Annotated in this window: 21 protein-coding genes; 11 read left to right on the top strand and 10 right to left on the bottom strand. The window is 62.8% G+C overall.

All coding sequences use genetic code 11. The annotated features are described in order from the left end of the window. Positions 1-24: 24 nt before the first annotated feature. Positions 25-306 (bottom strand): hypothetical protein, encoded by a 282-nt coding sequence (locus tag C380_RS09660; protein ID WP_015013667.1) that lies wholly within the window; start codon positions 304-306, stop codon positions 25-27. 562 nt (positions 307-868) lie between these two features. Between C380_RS09660 and aat the strand changes: the two genes are divergently transcribed. From aat to C380_RS09645, 3 genes are read left to right on the top strand one after another with little or no spacing between them, the layout of a single operon-like run. After that, positions 869-1624: a leucyl/phenylalanyl-tRNA--protein transferase gene (gene aat / locus C380_RS09655; protein ID WP_043566335.1), complete on the top strand. Its 756-nt coding sequence runs from the start codon at positions 869-871 to the stop codon at positions 1622-1624. Next, positions 1621-2379, top strand: a complete 759-nt coding sequence (locus C380_RS09650; RefSeq protein ID WP_015013665.1) for an arginyltransferase — start codon at positions 1621-1623, stop codon at positions 2377-2379. The genes aat and C380_RS09650 overlap by 4 nt, the downstream gene beginning before the upstream one ends. Positions 2380-2435: 56 nt before the next feature. Beyond that, positions 2436-3266 (top strand): IclR family transcriptional regulator, encoded by an 831-nt coding sequence (locus tag C380_RS09645; protein WP_015013664.1) that lies wholly within the window; start codon positions 2436-2438, stop codon positions 3264-3266. A 240-nt stretch (positions 3267-3506) separates the two neighbouring features. On the opposite strand, the gene pbpG is transcribed toward C380_RS09645, so the two are convergent. From pbpG to C380_RS09615, 6 genes are all read right to left on the bottom strand, one after another. After that, entirely contained in the window at positions 3507-4583 is a 1077-nt protein-coding gene (pbpG, locus tag C380_RS09640; RefSeq protein ID WP_015013663.1) for a D-alanyl-D-alanine endopeptidase, read from the bottom strand. A gap of 115 nt (positions 4584-4698) precedes the next feature. Further along, positions 4699-6237, bottom strand: a complete 1539-nt coding sequence (locus tag C380_RS09635) for a 2-isopropylmalate synthase (RefSeq protein WP_015013662.1) — start codon at positions 6235-6237, stop codon at positions 4699-4701. Between the two features lie 211 nt (positions 6238-6448). After that, positions 6449-7282: a CDP-diacylglycerol--serine O-phosphatidyltransferase gene (gene pssA, locus C380_RS09630; protein ID WP_015013661.1), complete on the bottom strand. Its 834-nt coding sequence runs from the start codon at positions 7280-7282 to the stop codon at positions 6449-6451. A gap of 190 nt (positions 7283-7472) precedes the next feature. Continuing rightward, complete coding sequence (gene ilvC, locus C380_RS09625) at positions 7473-8489, bottom strand: ketol-acid reductoisomerase (RefSeq protein WP_015013660.1); 1017 nt, start codon at positions 8487-8489, stop codon at positions 7473-7475. A gap of 63 nt (positions 8490-8552) precedes the next feature. Beyond that, positions 8553-9044 carry an acetolactate synthase small subunit gene (ilvN, locus tag C380_RS09620; protein WP_015013659.1) on the bottom strand — a complete coding sequence of 164 codons (492 nt, stop codon included), beginning with the start codon at positions 9042-9044 and terminating at the stop codon, positions 8553-8555. Positions 9045-9193: 149 nt separating this feature from the next. Next, the gene (locus C380_RS09615; RefSeq protein ID WP_015013658.1) at positions 9194-10987 is read right to left on the bottom strand and encodes an acetolactate synthase 3 catalytic subunit; all 1794 of its coding nucleotides are present in this window, start codon (positions 10985-10987) and stop codon (positions 9194-9196) included. 293 nt (positions 10988-11280) lie between these two features. On the opposite strand from C380_RS09615, the gene C380_RS09610 reads away from it, so the two are divergent. Genes C380_RS09610 through C380_RS09585 form a run of 6 tightly spaced genes read left to right on the top strand, consistent with a single transcriptional unit; the run spans position 11281 to position 14807 of the window. Next, positions 11281-11850, top strand: coding sequence for an RNA polymerase sigma factor (locus tag C380_RS09610; protein ID WP_015013657.1), 570 nt, complete (start codon positions 11281-11283; stop codon positions 11848-11850). Beyond that, the gene (locus C380_RS09605; RefSeq protein WP_015013656.1) at positions 11847-12302 is read left to right on the top strand and encodes a DUF3619 family protein; all 456 of its coding nucleotides are present in this window, start codon (positions 11847-11849) and stop codon (positions 12300-12302) included. Before C380_RS09610 ends, C380_RS09605 begins: the two co-directional genes overlap by 4 nt. Positions 12303-12321: 19 nt before the next feature. After that, the gene (locus C380_RS09600; protein WP_015013655.1) at positions 12322-13212 is read left to right on the top strand and encodes a DUF3106 domain-containing protein; all 891 of its coding nucleotides are present in this window, start codon (positions 12322-12324) and stop codon (positions 13210-13212) included. 39 nt (positions 13213-13251) lie between these two features. After that, positions 13252-13806: an RDD family protein gene (locus C380_RS09595; RefSeq protein ID WP_015013654.1), complete on the top strand. Its 555-nt coding sequence runs from the start codon at positions 13252-13254 to the stop codon at positions 13804-13806. Between the two features lie 4 nt (positions 13807-13810). After that, on the top strand, positions 13811-14221 hold the full coding sequence (locus tag C380_RS09590) for a diacylglycerol kinase (RefSeq protein WP_015013653.1): 411 nt from the start codon (positions 13811-13813) through the stop codon (positions 14219-14221). After that, on the top strand, positions 14214-14807 hold the full coding sequence (locus C380_RS09585; protein ID WP_015013652.1) for a TIGR00730 family Rossman fold protein: 594 nt from the start codon (positions 14214-14216) through the stop codon (positions 14805-14807). Before C380_RS09590 ends, C380_RS09585 begins: the two co-directional genes overlap by 8 nt. A 150-nt stretch (positions 14808-14957) precedes the next feature. On the opposite strand, the gene C380_RS09580 is transcribed toward C380_RS09585, so the two are convergent. Together C380_RS09580 and C380_RS09575 are read right to left on the bottom strand one after the other, a co-directional pair. Then, entirely contained in the window at positions 14958-15296 is a 339-nt protein-coding gene (locus C380_RS09580) for a P-II family nitrogen regulator (protein WP_015013651.1), read from the bottom strand. 52 nt (positions 15297-15348) lie between these two features. After that, positions 15349-17007 (bottom strand): NAD+ synthase, encoded by a 1659-nt coding sequence (locus C380_RS09575; RefSeq protein WP_015013650.1) that lies wholly within the window; start codon positions 17005-17007, stop codon positions 15349-15351. Positions 17008-17087: 80 nt separating this feature from the next. Here C380_RS09575 and C380_RS09570 point away from each other — a divergent pair, with 80 nt between their 5' ends. Beyond that, the gene (locus tag C380_RS09570) at positions 17088-18362 is read left to right on the top strand and encodes a GNAT family N-acetyltransferase (RefSeq protein ID WP_015013649.1); all 1275 of its coding nucleotides are present in this window, start codon (positions 17088-17090) and stop codon (positions 18360-18362) included. Positions 18363-18431: 69 nt separating this feature from the next. Here the strand turns inward: C380_RS09570 and C380_RS09565 are convergent, their stop codons facing one another. Then, entirely contained in the window at positions 18432-20597 is a 2166-nt protein-coding gene (locus C380_RS09565) for a methyl-accepting chemotaxis protein (RefSeq protein ID WP_015013648.1), read from the bottom strand. Between C380_RS09565 and C380_RS25275 the strand changes: the two genes are divergently transcribed. After that, positions 20596-20763, top strand: a complete 168-nt coding sequence (locus tag C380_RS25275) for a hypothetical protein (protein WP_168162354.1) — start codon at positions 20596-20598, stop codon at positions 20761-20763. The two genes, C380_RS09565 and C380_RS25275, sit on opposite strands and share 2 nt — an antisense overlap. The last annotated feature ends 222 nt before the right edge of the window (positions 20764-20985 follow it).

The following is a 20985-nucleotide window of genomic DNA, read 5'->3' as shown; positions in this document are numbered from 1 at the left end:
GTTCCACCTGCCATAGCCCCTCCCTCAGTGCATCAACTCCCACGCATCAGGCATTCCAAGCGCCTGGGCAGTGATGCCCAGTCCCTGAATCGACAGTTCAAGCCGTCCCTGGATCGACTCCAGCAGAACGGCCATCCCCTCCCGGTCCGTCACTGAAAACGATGCATCGGTTTCCCCGTTCAGCAGCCGCACCAGCAGGCAGACCGCCCGGTAGCTGCTCCTGGCCTCCAGTGCGGCCTCGCGGAAATCTTCGTGCAACGCCCCCAGATCAACACCGCTTGCGGTGGGATTGGTTTGAGTATTCATGTCTGTGCTCCATTCGCGGTTTGAAGTACCGCCTCCCCCGCTTCCAAACAGGGGTGGCAGCCCGAACGCGGGTTGGAAGACCGATGGAGCACCGGCGAGCCTTACGGCTCCCCACGCCCGAGCCGCCGAAAACGTGGCACAGACGCAAAAAAAGCCGCAACACCTACAGGGGTAGCGGCTCGCGCCGCTCCATTCGGGCTTCCAAACCCGGCCTAAGTTCCCTCAGGCACTGCGACTTTAACGCAAATTGCGCAGCGAAGCGCATAAAAAAGGGGCCAACTTTTGGAGTCGGCCCGAAGGGGATAAATCCCAGGAGTTCCCCAATGGCTGGGGCGTAGTGACCATCCCACCTCACGCAGCCAGCGTCAATACAACATCTTGTTTTCCCACTGTGAACCGCGCGGGCCGCACAAGGGTCAATCTCACGGTTCGTAGTGAGCCCAGGATGGGGAGCCAATCAAAAAGCCCTGCACTTCTGAAGTGCGGGGCTTTTTTTTCGCCATCCCCGCCGCAGCGTGGCAAACGCTGCATGCCAGACAATGGTGGCTTTGCGCACCCCAACATGCCCCCGCAACTGCCCTGGCTCGAACCCCACGCCCCCTTTCCCGCACCGACCCTTGCGTGGGGGGAAGGCGATCCCGCGCCGGGCCTGCTGGCAGCAGGCGGCGCGCTGGATGTGGCCAGCCTGTGCGCTGCATATGCACAAGGCACGTTTCCCTGGTACGGCCCCGGGCAGCCCATCCTGTGGTGGGCACCTGATCCTCGCATGGTGCTGCCGGTGGCTGAGTTCAGGTTGCGCCGCTCGCTGCGCAAAAAGCTGCAGGCATTTCGCAGACAGGCGCACTGCGAAATCCGCATCGACAGCGCATTCCGGGACGTCATCACCGCCTGCTCCACCAAGGAACGCGAAGGCCAGGCTGGCACCTGGATCGTTCCGGAGATGGTCGGCGCCTATACGGAACTGCATCTGGCAGGCCATGCCCACAGCGTGGAAACCTGGGTCGATGGGCGACTCGTCGGAGGCCTGTACTGCGTGGCGCTGGGTCGCGCGGTGTTCGGAGAATCCATGTTTGCACATGAAACCGACGCCTCCAAGATCGCCCTGTCCGCCCTGGTCTGCCTGTGCCGCCGTCATGGCATCACCCTGATTGACTGCCAGCAAAACACGCAGCACCTGGCATCCCTGGGCGGGCGGGAGATACCCCGGGCCGATTTCCTGCGCCATGTGGACAGCGCGCGACAGCAGCCCCCCACCCCCTGGCAATTTGAGCCCGTATACTGGGACGAGCTGCTGCCACCCAAGACCGATCTGGCATGACGCAACTCAACGACCTTCCGCTGCAAACCCTGCAGTTTTACGCGACAGCGCCCTACCCCTGCAGTTACCTGCCGGACCGGCAGGCACGGTCTCAGGTCGCCACCCCCAGCCACCTGATCCAGAGCGATCTTTACTCCGATCTGGTCGCCAAGGGGTTTCGCCGCAGCGGCATGTTCACGTATCGCCCCTATTGCGATGGCTGCCAAGCCTGTACCCCGCTGCGGGTTCTTGTTAACGAGTTCAAGCCCGACCGCAGCCAACGGCGCGCTGCTGTGCGCCACGGCCAACTCCAGGCCCGGGTGTTGCGGCTGTGTTTTGTGCCCGAGCACTACCAGCTGTACCTCCGCTACCAGAACGGTCGCCACGCGGGCGGCGGCATGGACCATGACAGCATCGACCAGTACACGCAATTTCTGCTGCAAAGCAGGGTGAACTCGAGGCTGGTGGAGTTTCGCGAGACCGACGCCTCCGGCGAACCCGGCGCGCTCAAAATGGTCTCTATCCTCGATGTGCTCGATGACGGCCTGTCTGCCGTGTACACGTTCTACGAGCCTGAACCCCATTGCAGCTACGGCACCTACAACGTCATGTGGCAAATCGCACAAGCCCATTCACTGGGTCTGCCCCATGTGTACCTGGGTTACTGGATTGAAACCAGCCCCAAGATGAGCTACAAGGCACGCTTCCTGCCCCATGAAATCCGCACCGACGGGGCTTGGCGCCGGGTCACAGGCGCCGCGCAAGCGAGCCCCTGAACACGCGTTCACATTTCACAAGATAAAATGCAGCGGCCTTTGCACCATTGCCGCTCATGAAAAAAACCGATCCCAGCATCTCCCCCAAACCCAGCGTTCAGGTGCTTGAGCGCATGTTCACACTGATCGATGTTCTGGCCTCACGGGAAGAGGCGATTTCCCTCAAGGAGATCAGCGAAAAAACCGGGCTGCATCCCTCCACCACCCACCGCATCCTCAACGACCTGACCATCGGCCGTTTTGTTGACCGCCCCGAATCAGGCAGCTACCGATTGGGCATGCGACTGCTGGAGCTGGGCAACCTGGTGAAGGCACGCCTGAGCGTTCGTGACGCGGCGCTCACCCCCATGCGCGCGCTGCACAAACTGATCCAGCAGCCCGTGAACCTGAGCATGCGCCAGGGCGATGAGATCGTGTATGTAGAGCGTGCCTACAGCGAACGATCAGGCATGCAGGTGGTGCGCGCCATTGGCGGCAGAGCGCCTCTGCACCTGACCTCGACAGGCAAGCTCTTCCTTGCGCTGGATGACCCCCAGCGCGTCCGCGCCTATGCCACCCGTACCGGTCTGGCAGGCCACACTCGCAACAGCATCACGCAGCTGCCGTTGCTGGAGCGAGAACTGGCCAAGGCCCGCCAGTACGGTATTGCTCGCGACAACGAAGAGCTGGAGTTGGGCGTGCGCTGCATGGCCGCGGGCGTGTATGACGACCAGGGCAAACTGGTCGCAGGCCTCTCCATTTCGGCCCCTGCGGATCGTCTGGATGAAGGCTGGCTGCCCAAACTGCAGGCTACAGCGAATGAGATTTCACTGGCCTTGGGCTATACGCCACCGAGTGTCGAAGCCGGTCACAATCCCCTCACCAGTCAACGTACCGAATTGCGCTGACGCCCCAAGGAGGGCTAGGCAACGCCGCTCTTAGCGAGGCATCGGGAATGCATTGATGCAACAGGCCCAATAGCCGGTGCCGTCTGGCAGTCACGACTACACGCCCTCGCACCAACAAGGCGCACACAGCCCCGGCCTTCAGCGGCCTGCATAAGCGCTTACCTGCCAAGGACTCGCAAACGCAAAATAAAAACGCCTGACAGACTAAGCCTGTCAGGCGCATTTATTGAATTCAGCAGATCAGCCGTTGGTGCTACGTGCTGCCTGCAAAGGAGCTGCCAGCGCTGGGTTTGACTCCACCCAACGACGAACCCGCTCAGCATCGCCCAGTCGACTGAACTTGCCCGCAGAGTCAAGGAACACCATGATCAACTTGCGCCCCGCCACTTGGGCCTGCATCACCAAGCAACGGCCCGCCTCGGAGATATAGCCGGTCTTTTGCAGGCCGATATCCCAGGTGGGGTTCTTCACAAGTCCGTTGGTGTTGTTGTACTGGAGCGTCTTGTGCCCCACGGCCACCTCAAAGCCGGGCGATGTTGACAGTTCGCGCAGCAAGGGGTCTCCGTGCGCCACGCCCACCAGCGTCGCAAGGTCGCGGGCACTGGACTGGTTGCGGCTGGACAGGCCGGTGGGCTCGACGTAGTGGGTGTCGTTCATTCCCAGCGACTTGGCCTTGGCGTTCATCAGGGCCACAAAAACGTCCAGGCCACCCGGGTAGGTGCGGCCCAGCGCGTGGGCTGCGCGGTTCTCGCTGGACATCAGCGCCAGGTGCAGCATTTCGCCACGCGTGAGCGTCGTGCCCACTGTCAGACGCGACCGGCTCCCCTTTTCGGTATCCACATCATCCTGGGTGATCGTGACAGGCTCATCCATGGGCAACTTGGCCTGGGAGATCAACATGCCCGTCATGAGCTTGGTCAGCGACGCAATCGGAAGCACCGCCTGATCGTTCTTGCGCAGCAAGACCTCATGCGTGTCCTGATCTACCACCAAAGCCACGCTGGACTTGAGATCCAGCGGGTCATTGACTTCGTGCAAACCAGCCATCTGACCAAAAGAAGGCTTGGCAGGCACATACGCCACCTTGGTGGGAGCTTTGGCTGTGCGGGCAGCCACACGGGTGGGCTTTACGCTGGCGGCCACCTTGCGCTGTGCGACAGTACGCTTGGCGCTGGCTGCACTGACCTGCTGCTTTTTGGTCCCTTGTTTTTTGACATCTGCCGCGTGTGCGGCAGGCGAAATGAGGGCAGCGCTCACGAGCGCGAAACCCACCCACTGGAAAAATCGATTCACTGCAGCGTTGCGGCGATGGTGCATCAAAGTGCTCCAAACGGTAAGAATTATGGGGCAGTGTACAGAATCAAAAAAAGTCGCGCAAGATCAATACCTTGCGCGACTTTCCGAGAAAGTGAGTGAATTATAAAGAGATCATTCAGCCTTGTGCGGCCACGCGATCTGCTTTACTTTGTAACTTGTTCAAAGCACTGAGATAAGCCTTCGCCGATGCCACGACAATGTCCGGATCGGCGCCCACCCCGTTCACGACACGCCCGCTGTTCTGCAACCGCACAGTGACCTCGCCCTGGCTCTCGGTGGAGCCACTGATCGCGTTGACGGAATACAGCACCATCTCGGCACCGCTCTTCACGTGCGATTCGATGGCCTTGAGCGAGGCATCAACCGGGCCGTTACCCTCCGCCTCGCCGCGCACCTCTTGCCCATCCACCGTGAACACGATGCGCGCACGCGGCTGCTCGCCGGTTTCGCTTTGCTGGAACAACGAGACAAAGCCGTATTGCTCCTTCTCAGCCGTCACGCTCTCGTCGCTGACCAGCGCGAGGATGTCCTCGTCAAAAATCTCGCTCTTGCGGTCGGCCAGTTCCTTGAACTTGGCAAAAGCCACATTGATTTCGGTTTCGCTGTCGAGCTGCACGCCCAGCTCCTGCAGGCGCTGCTTGAACGCGTTGCGGCCGCTGAGCTTGCCCAGCACGATCTTGTTGGCACTCCAACCCACGTCCTCGGCGCGCATGATTTCGTAGGTGTCGCGGGCCTTGAGCACGCCGTCCTGGTGGATGCCACTGGCATGCGCAAACGCATTGGCGCCCACCACAGCCTTGTTGGGCTGCACCACAAAGCCCGTAGTCTGGCTCACCATCCGGCTGGCGGCCACGATGTGCTGGGTGTCGATGCCCAGATCCAACCCGAAATAATCCTTGCGGGTCTTCACGGCCATCACGATCTCTTCGAGCGAGCAGTTACCAGCGCGCTCACCCAGGCCGTTGATCGTGCACTCCACCTGGCGCGCGCCACCGATCTTCACGCCGGCCAGCGAATTCGCCACGGCCATGCCCAAGTCGTTGTGGCAGTGCACGGACCAGATCGCCTTGTCGCTGTTGGGAATTCGTTCGCGCAGCGTCTTGATGAAGCTGCCGTACAGCTCGGGCACCGCGTAGCCCACGGTGTCGGGCACGTTGATGGTGGTGGCGCCTTCGGCGATCACCGCTTCGAGCACGCGGCAGAGGAAGTCTGGGTCGCTGCGGTAGCCGTCTTCGGGGCTGAACTCGATATCGGCAACAAGGTTGCGGGCAAAGCGCACGGATTGTTTGGCCTGCTCCAGCACCTGCTCCGGCGTCATGCGCAGCTTCTTCTCCATATGGAGTGCGCTGGTGGCAATGAACGTGTGGATGCGCGCGCTGTTGGCACCCTTGAGCGCTTCGGCCGCCCGCGAGATGTCGCGGTCGTTGGCACGCGAGAGCGAGCAGATGGTCGAGTCCTTGATCGCATTGGCAATGGCCTGCACTGCCTCGAAATCACCATTGGAGCTGGCGGCAAAACCAGCCTCGATCACGTCCACCTTCAGACGCTCCAGCTGGCGCGCAATGCGCAGCTTTTCGTCTTTGGTCATCGAGGCGCCGGGGGACTGCTCGCCATCGCGCAAGGTGGTATCGAAAATGATCAGTTTGTCAGCCATGTTGTTCTCCTGGTATCGGTGGGTGGGGACCCGCAACGTCAAAAATCTGGCGCCCAAAACAAAAGGCCCGTTGCGGGTGCATACGGGCCTTTGTGGAAAAAGTGTGCGCGTGCGCCTACTGTCTCCGCCCGTGGGGAGGTAGCAGTAGAGCCAGTGCAAACTTGTTCATGCAACGCAATGTAGCACAACTGCGCGGCAGCGGAGGCGATGGTCACTTGTGCAACCCGCGCTCGTCGGGCTCATCGGTCGAGGTGCTGATCACGCTGCTGTGCTGGCCCTTGGCCTTGCGCCAGGCATACACGGCGTAACCAGACAGCCCATAAAAAACAAACACGCCAAACAGCACGACGGGGGGATGGATGTTGATGACGGCAATGCCTAGCGCTATGAGCACGATGGCTGCAAAGGGCACGCTCTTTTTCATTTGCACGTCCTTGAAGCTGTAGAACGGCACATTGGTCACCATGGTGAGTCCCGCATACAGCGTGAAGGCAAACATGATCCATGTCACCTGACTCCAGGTCAGCCAATGGTCTTCGCCTGGACGCACGCCCAGCTCGGTCATCAACCAGATGAACCCCGCCACCAGAGCCGCGGCCGCCGGCGAAGGCAACCCCTGAAAGTAGCGCTTGTCCACCACGCCAGTGTTCACGTTGAAGCGAGCCAAGCGAAGCGCTGCACATGCACAGTACACAAAAGCGGCAATCCAGCCCCAGCGGCCCAGGCCCTGAAGCGACCACTCATAGGCAATAAGTGCCGGCGCAGCGCCAAAAGACACCATGTCCGACAGCGAATCCATCTGCTCGCCAAACGCACTCTGGGTGTTAGTCATGCGGGCCACGCGGCCGTCAAGGCTGTCGAGCACCATGGCGCAGAAGACGCCCACTGCCGCTTGATCGAAACGGCCATTCATCGCCATAACGATGGAATAAAAGCCGCCAAACAGCGCCGCCAGCGTGAACAGGTTGGGAAGGATGTAGATGCCTTTGCGCCTTTTGCGCACCATCACACCGGGGTTCTCGGTGGACTCATTGCCGTCATGCATCAAACAGACCTCCAGCGCCCACGCACATTACGCAAGCAGCTATAAAATTTATAGTATTAAGCGAATTGTCGCAGGAACACAAGTCGCCCTGCGCGCAAAAGGCGAAGGCCGCAGTGTAGCGCCTGCGCATGGGCCGCCTGGCAACGAAAAAGGCCACCGAAGTGGCCTTGGGATGCTTCGCTCGGAAGTATCAGTTGCGGGTCTGGTCGACCAGCTTGTTCTTGGCGATCCAGGGCATCATGGCGCGCAGCTGGCTGCCCACCTTTTCGATGCTGTGGTCGGCCGTGTTGCGGCGGCGGGCCGTCATCGATGGGTAGTTCAGGCGGCCTTCCTGGATGAACATCTTGGCGTAGTCGCCGTTCTGGATGCGCTTCAGGGCATTGCGCATGGCGGCGCGCGACTGCTCGTTGATCACTTCAGGGCCGGTCACGTACTCGCCGTACTCGGCGTTGTTCGAGATCGAGTAGTTCATGTTGGCAATGCCGCCTTCGTAGATCAGGTCCACGATGAGCTTGAGCTCGTGCAGGCACTCGAAGTAGGCCATTTCAGGAGCGTAGCCAGCTTCGACCAGGGTTTCGTAACCCATCTTGATCAACTCGACGGCACCGCCACACAGCACGGCCTGTTCGCCGAACAGATCGGTCTCGGTTTCTTCCTTGAAGTTGGTCTCGATGATGCCAGCCTTGCCGCCGCCGTTGGCAGCTGCGTAGCTCAGGGCCAGGTCACGGGCCTTGCCGGACTTGTCTTGATGCACAGCGACCAGGTGGGGCACGCCGCCGCCTTGGGTGTAGGTGTTGCGCACGGTGTGGCCAGGGGCCTTGGGGGCCACCATCCACACGTCCAGGTCAGCGCGGGGCACGACCTGGTTGTAGTGCACGTTGAAGCCGTGAGCAAACGCCAACGAAGCGCCTTGCTTGATGTTGGGTTCGACGTTGTTCTTGTACACGGCTGCGATGTCTTCATCGGGCAGCAGGATCATGACCACGTCAGCGGCCTTCACGGCGTCGTTGACTTCCATCACCGTCAGGCCAGCCTTGCCAACCTTGTCCCACGATGCACCGCCCTTGCGCAGGCCGACCACAACCTTCACGCCGCTGTCGTTCAGGTTTTGTGCGTGGGCATGGCCCTGCGAGCCGTAGCCGATGATGGCCACGGTCTTGCCCTTGATCAGGCTCAGGTCGGTGTCTTTGTCGTAGAAAACTTTCATGGGTCGCTCCGGTTGAAATGCGTTGTTGGGGGTTGAAATGGGGAAAAAACGGGGTGAATTGTCTTACACGCGCAGAATGCGCTCGCCACGGCCGATGCCGCTGGCGCCTGTGCGGACAGTTTCGAGGATGGCGGTGCGGTCAATGGCCTGCAGGAAGGCGTCGTTCTTGGACTGGTCGCCCGTCAGCTCGATGGTGTAGCTCTTCTCGGTCACGTCGATGATGCGGCCACGGAAGATGTCGGCCATGCGCTTCATCTCCTCGCGCTCCTTGCCCACCGCGCGTACCTTCACCATCATGAGCTCGCGCTCGGTGTAGGCGCCTTCGGTGAGATCGACCACCTTGACGACCTCAATGAGGCGGTTCAGGTGCTTGGTGATCTGTTCGATCACATCGTCGGAGCCTGTGGTCTGGATGGTCATGCGCGACAGCGATGCATCCTCGGTGGGCGCCACGGTGAGCGACTCGATGTTGTAGCCACGGGCCGAGAACAGGCCCACGACGCGGGAAAGAGCACCAGGCTCGTTTTCCAGCAAGACAGCAATGATGTGTTTCATGGTGAAGAGATTCCTCTTTTCGCTGCCCTCCCCCGTGCACGGTAATGCACAGGCTTGGCAGGCAATAGATTCGTCAAAAAATGAATGCTATCTATTTGATAGCTGAAAGCGCTTTATGGACAAGCGCCAGAGGCCGATTTGATGCTGAATTAAAGGTCTTCCGACCCCAGCAGCATTTCGGTGATGCCCTTGCCGGCCTGCACCATCGGGAACACGTTCTCGGTGGGGTCGGTACGGAAGTCCATGAACACCGTGCGGTCCTTGAGCTTGCGGGCTTCGCGCAGCGCGGGCTCCACGTCTTGAGGACGCTCGATCAGCATGCCCACGTGGCCATAGGCCTCGGCCAGCTTCACGAAGTTGGGCAACGCATCCATGTAGCTGTGGCTGTAGCGTCCGGAGTACTCGATCTCCTGCCACTGGCGCACCATGCCCAGGTAGCGGTTGTTCAACGAGCAGATCTTGATCGGCGTGTTGTACTGCAGGCAGGTGGACAGTTCCTGGATGTTCATCTGCACCGAGCCTTCGCCGGTGATACAGAACACTTCGGACTGCGGCTTGGCCAGCTTGATGCCCATGGCGTACGGAATGCCCACGCCCATGGTGCCCAGGCCACCGGAATTGATCCAGCGGCGCGGCTCGTCAAAACGGTAGTACTGCGCCGCCCACATCTGGTGCTGACCCACGTCGGATGTGATGTAGGTATCACCATCCTTGGTCATGTTCCACAGCGTTTCGACCACGTACTGGGGCTTGATCACGTCGCCGCTGCCCATGCTGTACTTCAGGCACTCACGCTTGCGCCAGCCTTCGATGGTGTCCCACCAGGCTGCCAGGGCACCAGCATCGGGGCGGGTGCTGCTCTCGCGGATCATGGAGATCAGCTCGGTGAGCACATCCTTCACGTCGCCGACGATCGGAATGTCCACCTTCACACGCTTGGAGATGCTCGATGGATCGATATCAACGTGGATGATCTTGCGGTCGTTCTGTGCAAAGTGCTTGGGATTGCCGATCACGCGGTCGTCAAACCGGGCACCCACAGCCAGCAGCACGTCGCAGTTCTGCATGGCGTTGTTGGCTTCGATGGTGCCGTGCATGCCCAGCATGCCCAGGAACTTGCGGTCGCTGGCAGGGTAGGCGCCCAAGCCCATCAGCGTGTTGGTGACGGGGTAGCCCAGCATGTCCACCAACGTTCGCAGCTCGTTGGTGGCATTGCCCAGCAACACGCCGCCGCCGGTGTAGATATAGGGGCGCTTGGCCGCCAGCAGCAGCTGCAGCGCCTTGCGGATCTGCCCACCGTGGCCTTTGCGCACGGGGTTGTACGAGCGCATTTCCACCGTCTGGGGGTAGCCGGTGTATGGCACTTTCTTGAACGACACGTCCTTGGGCACGTCCACCACCACAGGGCCGGGGCGGCCGGTGCGTGCGATGTGGAAGGCCTTTTTCATCGTCGCGGCCAGATCGCGCGGGTCCTTGACGAGGAAGTTGTGCTTGACGATGGGACGGGTGATGCCGACCGTGTCGCACTCCTGGAAGGCGTCCAGCCCGATCGCGGGCGTGGGCACCTGGCCAGAGATGATCACCATGGGGATCGAGTCCATGTATGCGGTGGCGATGCCGGTCACGGCATTGGTCAGACCGGGGCCCGAGGTCACCAGCGCTACGCCCACCTCGCCTGTGGCTCGGGCATAGCCGTCCGCAGCATGCACGGCCGCCTGTTCGTGGCGCACCAGCACGTGCTGGATGGAGTCTTGCTTGTACAGCGCGTCATAGATGTACAGGACCGCACCACCGGGATAGCCCCAGATGTACTGGACGTTCTCAGCCTGAAGCGACTTGATGAGGATCTCGGCACCCATGAGGTCCTGAGATGTGGAAGCGGGGGATGCGTTGCCCTGCGAAGCAGCGGCTGCTGAAGAGATTTCAGCTTTGGAGATTTCCATGATCGATCAACCTTTGTGAATTTCTCTGACGAAAAACCTTGGGTGCCCCTCGCACGCGCTCTTGTGAAGCCAGCTTGGGACTTGAGGCCAAGGACATGGGCGGGATGATTGCCGCGCCGGACCGTGACCCGTTTGCCTTTTGAATTGCAACGCCAATTATCGCACTGCAACACACACAAAATGCAGCGCCGCCGAAAAAAACTCCGGCGGGTGCGATAATCAGGGGCTTTAAGGCGCCATGCGGTTGCAAAACTGCAGACTTTTGCGTCGATCTCCTCCCGGGCTGACCCGTCTTGGCAACCGAACAAGAACTCTCCGATTTCCTCAAAAGCGTAGAAAAGCGCGCATTCAAGCGCTCGGTCTACCACGTTCGCAACGAGGAAGCGGCGCTGGACATTGTGCAAGACAGCATGCTCAAGCTGGCAGAGCACTACGGCGACAAGCCGGCAAGCGAATTGCCCATGCTGTTCCAGCGGATTCTTTCCAACTGCACCCTGGACTGGTTCCGGCGCCAGAAGACGCGCAATGCACTGTTTTCGAGCATGAGCGACTTCGAGGGCCCAGGCGAAGATGGCACGGATTTTGATCTACTCGAAGCGTATTCAGGGACAGAGGACGGGGACAAGGCCGAAAGCGCGGAAGACCTGACCCGCCGCGCCCAGATATTCCAGGGCATTGAGGAAGAAATTGCCGAATTGCCGCCACGTCAACGGGAAGCGTTCCTGATGCGTTACTGGGAGGAAATGGACGTCGCAGAGACAGCCGCCGCCATGGGCTGCTCTGAAGGCAGTGTCAAAACCCACTGCTTTCGCGCCATACAAACCCTCAGCAAGGCACTGAAGGCCAAAGGAATCGAGCCATGAAGAACACTGCACAGACACCATCGACCCAAGCTGAAGCAGCCGCAGAGCGCTTCGCGCTGCGCGTCACGGCCCGACTGTCCAGCGGGACCGAGGCGCTGCCCTACGACATTTCTGAGCGACTGCGTGCCTCGCGCATGCAGGCCCTGGCCAAACGCAAGGTCACCGTGCCGGTGCGCCGTACGGCGCCGGCTGCCGTAGTGGTCAACGCAGGCAGCACCGCCACCCTGGGGCGTGGCGGCGAAGGCGGCGGCTGGTGGAATGCCCTGGTTTCGGCTGTTCCGCTGCTGGCCTTGGTGGTGGGCCTGGTGGTCATCAACATTGCCCAGGACGAACGCGCCGCCAATGACGTGGCCGAAGTCGATGCCGCGTTGCTGACCGACGACCTGCCACCTGCCGCCTACTCGGACCCAGGCTTCGTACAATTCCTCAAGACTTCCGCGCAGTCGAACTGACTGCCTGACTCTGGACTGCATGCACCCAAGCCCCACCGAAGCCCCCTCCACGCTGCCAGCCTTTGTGCTGGCATTGGCGCTTCTGGGCGCCCTCACCGCGGGTGGCTGGCAGGCATGGGTGCAGATGCGCATGGCTCCGAGCACCGTGCTGCAGGCGGGCGCCGAGGCTGCCGTGGCCCGCCCCAACAATGCCCGTGCGGACTTGTCTGCCGTCAACATGCCCCCCGCCACCGAATCGGGACCGGGCTGGGGCACGCTCAACACGGCACAAAAGCTGGCGCTGTATCCGCTGGCAGAACGGTGGGCACTGATCAGCGAAGCCCAAAAACGCCGCTGGCTCGATCTGGCCACCAATTACCCCAACCTTTCGGAAGAGGAACAGCGCAAGTTCCATGACCGCATCACCGACTGGGCGAGCCTGAGCGCCCAGCAACGCAACCAGGCGCGCCTGAACTACGCCGTCACCAAACGCCTGGCCGGCGATGACAAGCGGGCCCAGTGGGAGGCCTACCAGGCACTGTCGGACGAAGAACGCAAGGCCCTGGCCTCCAAGGCAGCCCCCAACCCGCATGGTGCCGCTCCCGCCCTGCGCCCGGTGTCTCCCAAGAAGCTGGTGCAGGTGCCAGCGGCCACCCAGGCCAGCCCGGATCGGCCGAACGCGCCCAAGATTCCACCGGTCGTAGACCATTCGCCCCGCGTTGCAGCGCCCGTACCTGCGCCAGCAACCGTTGCTGCCCCGGCATCCCCAGCGCCAGCGGCCTCCACAGCCGGGGTGGAAACGGCCCCCGTGGCGATCCCCAGCGCGGTGCCTGCTGCGCTCCCCCCTCTGGGTAGCAGCGGCGCGGAAGGCTCCAGCTCGCCAACGCCTCCCCCGGTGACCCCTGACACCTCCGGCCTGTATCCTCAGTAGGTTTGCAACCTGCCCCTGGCCCGACGGGCCTGACCTGGAATGTCCGTTTCTCCCCCTCCCCTCACGCCGCAAACGGCGGCCCCCGCCTCCTTCGGCACCACCCTCGCTGGCGCCCCCACGCCCAATCTGTGGCGGCGCATGGCTTGCTGGCTGTATGAAGGCATGCTCATGTTCGGTGTGGTCTTCATTGCGGGCTACCTGTTCGGCACATTGAGCCAGACCCGGAACGCGATGGACAACCGGCATGCGCTGCAGGCCTTTCTGTTCGTGGTGTTCGGCATTTATTTCACCTGGTTCTGGGCCAAAGGGCAGACCCTGGCGCAGAAAACCTGGCACATCCGCGTGGTCGGCACCGCCGGTCAACCCATCAGCCAGCCGCGTGCCTTGCTGCGCTATGTCTTGAGCTGGCTGTGGTTTTTGCCTCCTTTGGCGGCGATTGCACCGTTCTCCCTGTCGGGCGGTGAGTCTGCGGTGATCGTGCTGGGCTGGGTGGCCGTCTGGGCGCTGCTCAGCCGCTTCCACCCCACTCGGCAGTTCTGGCACGACGCATTGGCCGGCACGCGTCTGGTGCACTACGAAATCCCCAAAAAATAAGCGCATGCAACCCTCTCCCCCCCCATCGGCGGCCCCTGCCAACCCCCAGAAGGCCCGCACGGGCCTCAACCGCATCTGGCATGCGGCAGGCTATTCCCTGGAAGGGCTGCGGGCCGGCTGGAACGAGAAAGCCTTCCGCCAGGAGGCCATCGGCGCCATGGTGCTGCTGCCCCTGTCGCTCTGGCTGGGCCGCAGCTGGGTCGAAGTGGCCCTGCTGGCGGGCTCCGTGGTCATCGTGATGATTGTGGAACTGCTCAACACTGGCATCGAAACCGCCATCGACCGCATCGGGCCCGAGTGGCATGACCTGTCCAAGCGTGCCAAGGACATGGGCAGTGCGGCAGTTTTGCTGGCTTTGCTGCTGTGCATCGGCATCTGGGCCGCCGCGTTATTTCAGAGGTTTTTCCATGGCTGAACCCGCTTTTTCTGTGTGCGTGTACTGCGGCTCGCGCCCCGGTGACAACCCGGCCTATACCCAGGTTGCGCAAGCGGTGGGCCAGTGGATTGGTGCGCACCACGGGCAACTGGTATACGGCGGCGGTCGCAGCGGCCTGATGGGCACCGTGGCCGAAGCCACGCGGCTGGCGGGTGGCCGGGTGGTGGGTGTGATCCCGCAGGCGCTGGTGGACAAGGAACTGGCCAACCGACAGTGCGACGAGTTGCACATCGTGCAGACCATGCACGAGCGCAAGGCCATGATGGCCGAGCGCAGCGATGCCTTTCTCGCCCTGCCCGGGGGCATTGGCACGTTTGAAGAACTGTTTGAGGTGTGGACCTGGCGCCAGCTGGGCTACCACGACAAGCCGCTGGGCCTGCTGAACGTGGCGGGCTACTACGACGGCCTGCTGGGTTTTCTGCAGACCAGCGTGGCCAGTGGCTTCATGGGCGAGTGGCAGATGGGCCTGCTGCACTCTGGCAGTGACGCCAGCGAGCTGCTGCAATCCCTGGTGGAACAGGCCGGCACCAATGCCCGCCAGATCCCGCTGCGCTCAGTGATCTGACTGCCCGACAGGCGCTGGCTTGTGCTGGCGCGCCCGACGCCAGCAAACGCAGCTCATGGGCGGCACGGCTGTACCGGCGATGCCCTCTTCCCCGGTGGCGCAGCCCTATGAGAAGGCGGAACGCGCCAAGCGGCTCAGAGGGTGACCACCTCAGACCGCCGCGTCATCCAGATCGCCCGTGCGGATACGCACCGTGCGCTCCACAGCGGTCACAAAAATCTTGCCGTCACCGATCTTGCCGGTGCGCGCCACGTTCACGATGGCGTCCACGCAGCGGTCCACATCCTCGGACTTCACGACGACCTCGACTTTCACCTTGGGCAGAAAGTCCACCACGTATTCCGCGCCACGGTACAGCTCGGTGTGGCCCTTCTGGCGGCCAAAACCCTTCACTTCGGTGACCGTGAGGCCGGTCACGCCGCATTCGGCCAGGGCTTCGCGGACTTCTTCGAGCTTGAAGGGCTTGATGACGGCGGTGATCATTTTCATGGCGGGTCTCCTGGAGGATGTAAAAAAAGGGGGAGGGCACGGCGCGAACGCATCACGCCCTGAATTTGCTGGTGATAGGGTAACGCCAGTCCTTGCCGAAGCTGCGGCGCGTGACGCGAATCCCTACGGGAGCCTGGCGGCGTTTGTACTCGTTGAGCTTGATGAGCCGTGTCACGCGCTCCACATCGGCGCGCGCAAAGCCGCTGGCAATGATGGATTCGATGGGCTCATCGTTCTCCATATAGCGGGCCACGATGGCGTCCAGCACCTCGTACGGCGGCAGGCTGTCCTGGTCTTTCTGGTCGGGCCGCAGTTCAGCGCTGGGCGGGCGGGTGATGATGCGCTCGGGAATGGGGGTGGCACCCGTGCCATAAGGATCGTTGGCATTGCGCCAGCGGGCCAGGTCGAACACCCGGGTCTTGGCCACGTCCTTGATCACCGCAAAGCCGCCGGCCATGTCGCCGTACAGGGTGCAGTAGCCGGTGGACATTTCGCTCTTGTTGCCCGTGGTCAGCACGATGGCACCGAACTTGTTGGACAGCGCCATCAGCAGCGTGCCCCGGATGCGCGCCTGCAGGTTTTCTTCGGTGGTGTCTTCAGGCAAGCCAGCAAACTCGGTGGCCAGCGCAGCCTTGAACGCCTCGAACTGCGGCTTGATCGAGATCTCGTCGTAGCGCACGCCCATGCGCGTTGCCATGTCGCGCGCGTCGATCCAGCTGATGTCGGCGGTGTAGGGCGACGGCATCATCACCGTGCGGACCTTGTCGGCACCGAGCGCGTCTACCGCAATCGCTAGCACCAGCGCCGAGTCGATGCCACCCGACAGCCCCAGCAACGCGCCCGGGAAGCCGTTCTTGCCCACGTAGTCGCGCACGCCCAGCACCAGGGCATCCCACAGATCGGCCTCCAGCGTGCGCTCGGGAGCCACCTCTGCTGTAATTTTGATAGCACCTTGGGCAGGTTCCACTAGCGCATAGACCAGTTTTTCCACAAAAGCAGGCGCCCGCGCCGCCACCGAGCCATCGGCCGCCAGCGCAAACGACCGGCCTTCAAACACCACCTCATCCTGCCCGCCCACCAGATGGGCGTAGACCAACGGCAGGCCCGTCTCGACCACACGGGCGCGCATCGTGGCCTCGCGCTCCGAGCCCTTGCCCAGGTGGAAAGGCGACGCATTAATGACCGCCAGCAGTTGCGCCCCGGCGGCTGCCGTGTCGCGCGCGGGGGTGGCAAACCAGGCGTCTTCGCACACCAGCACGCCCACCTTCACGCCCTCCACCTCGAACACGCAGGGCTTGCTGCCCGGCACGAAGTAACGCCGCTCGTCAAACACCTGGTAGTTGGGCAGCTCGCGCTTGGCGTAGGTCTGCTCGATCTTGCCGTCGCGCACCACGCTGGCGGCGTTGAAGCACACGCTGAAGGCCTGCGCGCCAGGGGCCATGGCCTGCGGGTGACCCAGCACGATGGCGAGGCCTTTCAACCCCGCAGTCTCGCGGGCCACGGTTTTCACGGCATCATCACAGGCCGCAATGAAGGCGGGGCGCAGGAACAGGTCTTCGGCCGCATAGCCGCAAATGGCCAGCTCCGGCGTCAGCAACAGGCGGGCCCCCTGGGCATAGGCTTCGCGGGCTGCCGCAATGATCTTTTGGGCGTTGCCGGGCATGTCGCCCACAACAAAGTTGAGCTGCGCAGTGCAAATGGAGAGCGTCATGGAACTGGAATCGGCCCCTGCGGCCGGGTTGGATACCGCCGTTGCAGGCCCGCCATCAAGGGAGCATCACAGGGGCCTGCATGGCTGAAGCTGACATTATCGCCCGCGTGCTCCCCTCCGCGCTGGACGTGGATGCTGCGGCCTGGAACCGCCTGCTGGCGCAGCAAAGCCACCCCACGCCCTTCATGCGGCATGAATACCTGGCGGCGCTGGAAAGCAGCGGCAGCGCTACGCCCCGCACCGGATGGACGCCCCGCTTCATGACGCTGTGGCAAGGCGACACCCTGGTGGCCGCGTGCCCGCTGTACCTCAAGAGCCATTCGTATGGCGAATACGTCTTCGACTGGGCCTGGGCCAGCGCCTATGAGCAGCATGGCGTGCCCTACTACCCCAAGGCCGTCATCGCCGTGCCCTTCACCCCTGTGCCCGGCAGCCGCCTGCTGGCGCGCGATGCTGCCACACGGGCCCTGCTGGTGCAGGCGGTGTGCCAGTGGTGCGAGCAAGAGAACGTGTCATCTGTGCACGTGCTGTTTGCCAGCGATGACGATGTGCAGACCAGCGTGCAGCAAGACCTGATGCTGCGGCACACCGTGCAATTTCATTGGAAGAACGAGCCACCCACGCTGGCTGCTGCGCAAGGGGAGGCGGCCACGGCTGGGCAGCCCCCGCGCTACCGGGACTTTGACCACTTCCTGGCCAGCCTGTCGCAGGACAAGCGCAAAAAGATCCGCCAGGAGCGCCGCCGCGTGGCCGATGCAGGGGTGACCTTCCGCTGGTCGCGCGGGGCTGGCATCAGCACTGCAGACTGGGACTTTTTCTACCGCTGCTACGAGCGCACCTACCTGGAGCACGGCAACCCGCCCTACCTCACCCGCGACTTCTTTGCCCGCATGGCCGCGCACATGCCCGACGCCTGGCTACTGTTTGTGGGAGAGCGGGATGGGCGGCCTATTGCTAGCAGTTTGATAGCTATCGGCGCATATGAATCTTGCGCTACAGGCCCAAATGACTCTGATTCAGGCTCTGAATCAGGCTATGAACCAAGCTCCGGACTGGTGGCCTACGGCCGCTACTGGGGGGCCCTGGAGCGTGTGGACTGCCTGCATTTCGAGGCTTGCTACTACCAGCCGCTGCAGTGGTGCATCGCCCACGGCGCCGTGCGGTTTGAGGGAGGCGCCCAGGGCGAACACAAGATGGCCCGCGCCCTGCTGCCCGTGCAGGCCACCAGCGCGCACTGGCTGGCGCACCCCGCGTTTGCAGAGGCGGTACAGCGTTTTCTGGACCGAGAAGGGGCCGGGGTGGAGAACTACCTGGAGTCCCTGCACCAGCGCCTGCCGTTCAAGCAAGCGCCGTAAGAACCTGTGCAAAGGCTTCGCCACACGCCCCTTGCCCGCGTAGTGCAAGGGGCGGCGCGGCTCGACGGCTCAGAACGATTCCCAATCATCGTCCCCCGCAGCACTTGTGACCTTGGGGCGCGGCGCACTGGCCAGTGCCACAGGCTGCGCAGGCCGAGGCGCCGCCGCCTGGGACGAGCCCGCCAGGCGCACCTTGAGCTCCTTCGCCAGCTGGATCACCGCCGTGGCGACCTTTTGCGAGGCGCGGGAGAACGCGGTGTCGTTGGCCAACTGCTTTTCTGCGTGGTCATAGGCACCCTGATTGATCATGCGCGCCACCTTGCCCGCCTCTTCGTGGAACTGGCGGTGTGCGCCCAGCAGGTTCACAAAAGACGGCTTGCCACCGTATTGCGAGCTGCCCGCGCCGTGCAGCCATTGGCCCAGTTCGCAGCAGTCGTCGCGGCCCACGGTCTCCGCATCCAGCCGCTCCTTCTGGGTGACGGCGGTGCGCAGCTTGGCGCGCCAGTTGGCATGGGCCTGGATGGCTGTATCCAGGTTGATGCCCAGCGCTGCGCCCGCGTTGCCCGCAGGAGCAGCGCCAAGGGCGCGCTGGGACGGCAACGGTGCATAGGCCGGTGTGCCCCCCACGCGCCCCGCCGGAGCAAAGGAAGCACGCTGTGTGCTGCCGCTGGCCGCCTGCGTTGCCACCGCCCCCTGGGCGCCCAGTTTGAAGAAGGCCACCGTGCTCACCAGGTCCTGCGCCTGGGTGTTGAGGCTGCTGGCGGCTGCGGCCATTTCTTCCACCAGCGCGGCGTTCTGCTGGGTGACCTGGTCCATCTGCGTGACGGCCTCGCCCACCTGGGCCACGCCCTGGCTTTGTTCGGAGCTGGCGGCGCTGATCTCGCCCATCAGGTCCGTCACCCGCTTGATGGCGCCCACCACCTCGGTCATCGTTGCACCGGCCTGATCGACCAGTGTGGTGCCCGCAGTCACGCGCTCCACGCTGTCGTTGATCAGGGCCTTGATCTGCTTGGCTGCGTCGGCCGAGCGGCCCGCCAGGCTGCGCACCTCGGACGCCACCACCGCAAAGCCCCGGCCCTGCTCGCCGGCACGCGCCGCTTCCACGGCCGCGTTCAGCGCGAGGATGTTGGTCTGGAAGGCGATGCCATCGATCACGCCGATGATGTCGGCGATCTTGCTGCTGCTGTCGTGGATGCCCTTCATGGTGTCCACCACCTGGCTCACCACCTCGCCACCCTGCACGGCCACGGTGGACGCACTTTGCGCGAGCTGGTTGGCCTGCCGGGCGTTGTCGGCGTTCTGGCGCACGGTCGAATTGAGCTGCTCCATGGATGCCGCCGTTTCCTGCAGTGCGCTGGCCTGCTGCTCGGTGCGCGCGCTCAGGTCGTTGTTGCCCTGGGCGATCTCGGACGATGCCGTGGCCACGTTCTCGGAGCCCGAGCGCACATGCCCCACGATGCGCGACAGGTTCTGCTGCATCTCGTTCAGCGACCGCAGCAGGTGCGCCATCTCATTGCGGCTTTCACCCAGATCAGGAATGTGGACCGACAGGTTGCCATGGCTGATTTCGTCGGCCGCGTGCACAGCCCGCTGCACCGGCCCCACGATGGACCGCGTGGTCCACAGCGCAAACAATGCGCCCAGCACCACCGACACCATCGCCCCCAGCGCCAGCACCCACTGGCTGGTGCCTGCGGCCTGGATGATGGCGCCCTCGAACTCATCGAGCTGCTTGTGCGTGTTGTCCGCCACATCGGCCAGCGATTGCAGGTAGGCAGTGGCCAGCGGCTTGAGGTCGCTGTCCACCAGCGCAAACACATCTTCGCCCGCCTTCTTGCGCTCCAGCAATTTGGCGCGCGCGTCCACATAGGCCTTGCGGGTCACCGCCACACGCTCCATCAGCGCCTTTTCGGTGGGGTCATCCACCAGCGCCTCCAGCTTCTTTTGCGCCTCGCTGGCCCGTTGGGACGTGGTGGCCATGTCTGCCGTGAGCGACTGGATGTAGCCCGCATCCGTGGCCTTGAGCGACGCCGACGCCCGCACCCAGTTCAGGTCGATGGCCGCCTTCCACTCCTGCGCCAGGGCGTTGCGTTCCATTTCGACAGTGGCAATGCGGCTGCTGGCCTCCTTGAGTACTGCCAGTCGCCAGACACCGGTGGCAGCAATGGCGGCGGTGATCAACAGGATGAGGCCAAAGGCCAGGCTCAGGCGTGCTCCGATTTTGAGGTTGTTCATGGACTCTTTCGTGGGACTTGTAGGTTTTTGCCAGCCGTTTGGGCCATATCGCCTGGGGGGGGGTGCTCATGCACGGGTGGCCGGTCAGGACGGTGGCAAGGTCTGGATTGGCGTCAATTGTATCATTGTTTTTGATAAAAATGATTTTATCAATTTACAACTATGACGTATTGGCAGGGACGGCAGAGGGAAAGGCGCCCGTGGTGTGGCGCGCTGGGGCAGCCAAGGGTGGACACCCCTGCCCCATTGCCCGGAAAGAAACGCAATCAGACGCACGCACCGCCCGTGGCGAGCTATGCGCAGCCTGCGGTCCCTGTGCCTCGAATGGCGGGCGCTTTGGTTGGCCCGCTTTGATGAGGAAGTTTATGCCCCAACAAGGGGCAAAAAC

Origin of the sequence: Acidovorax sp. KKS102, from assembly GCF_000302535.1 — a bacterium.
GTDB lineage: Bacteria > Pseudomonadota > Gammaproteobacteria > Burkholderiales > Burkholderiaceae_C > Acidovorax.
The sequence above is the reverse complement of the archived record's forward strand: the minus strand, read 5'-3'. Positions and strand labels throughout refer to the sequence as shown.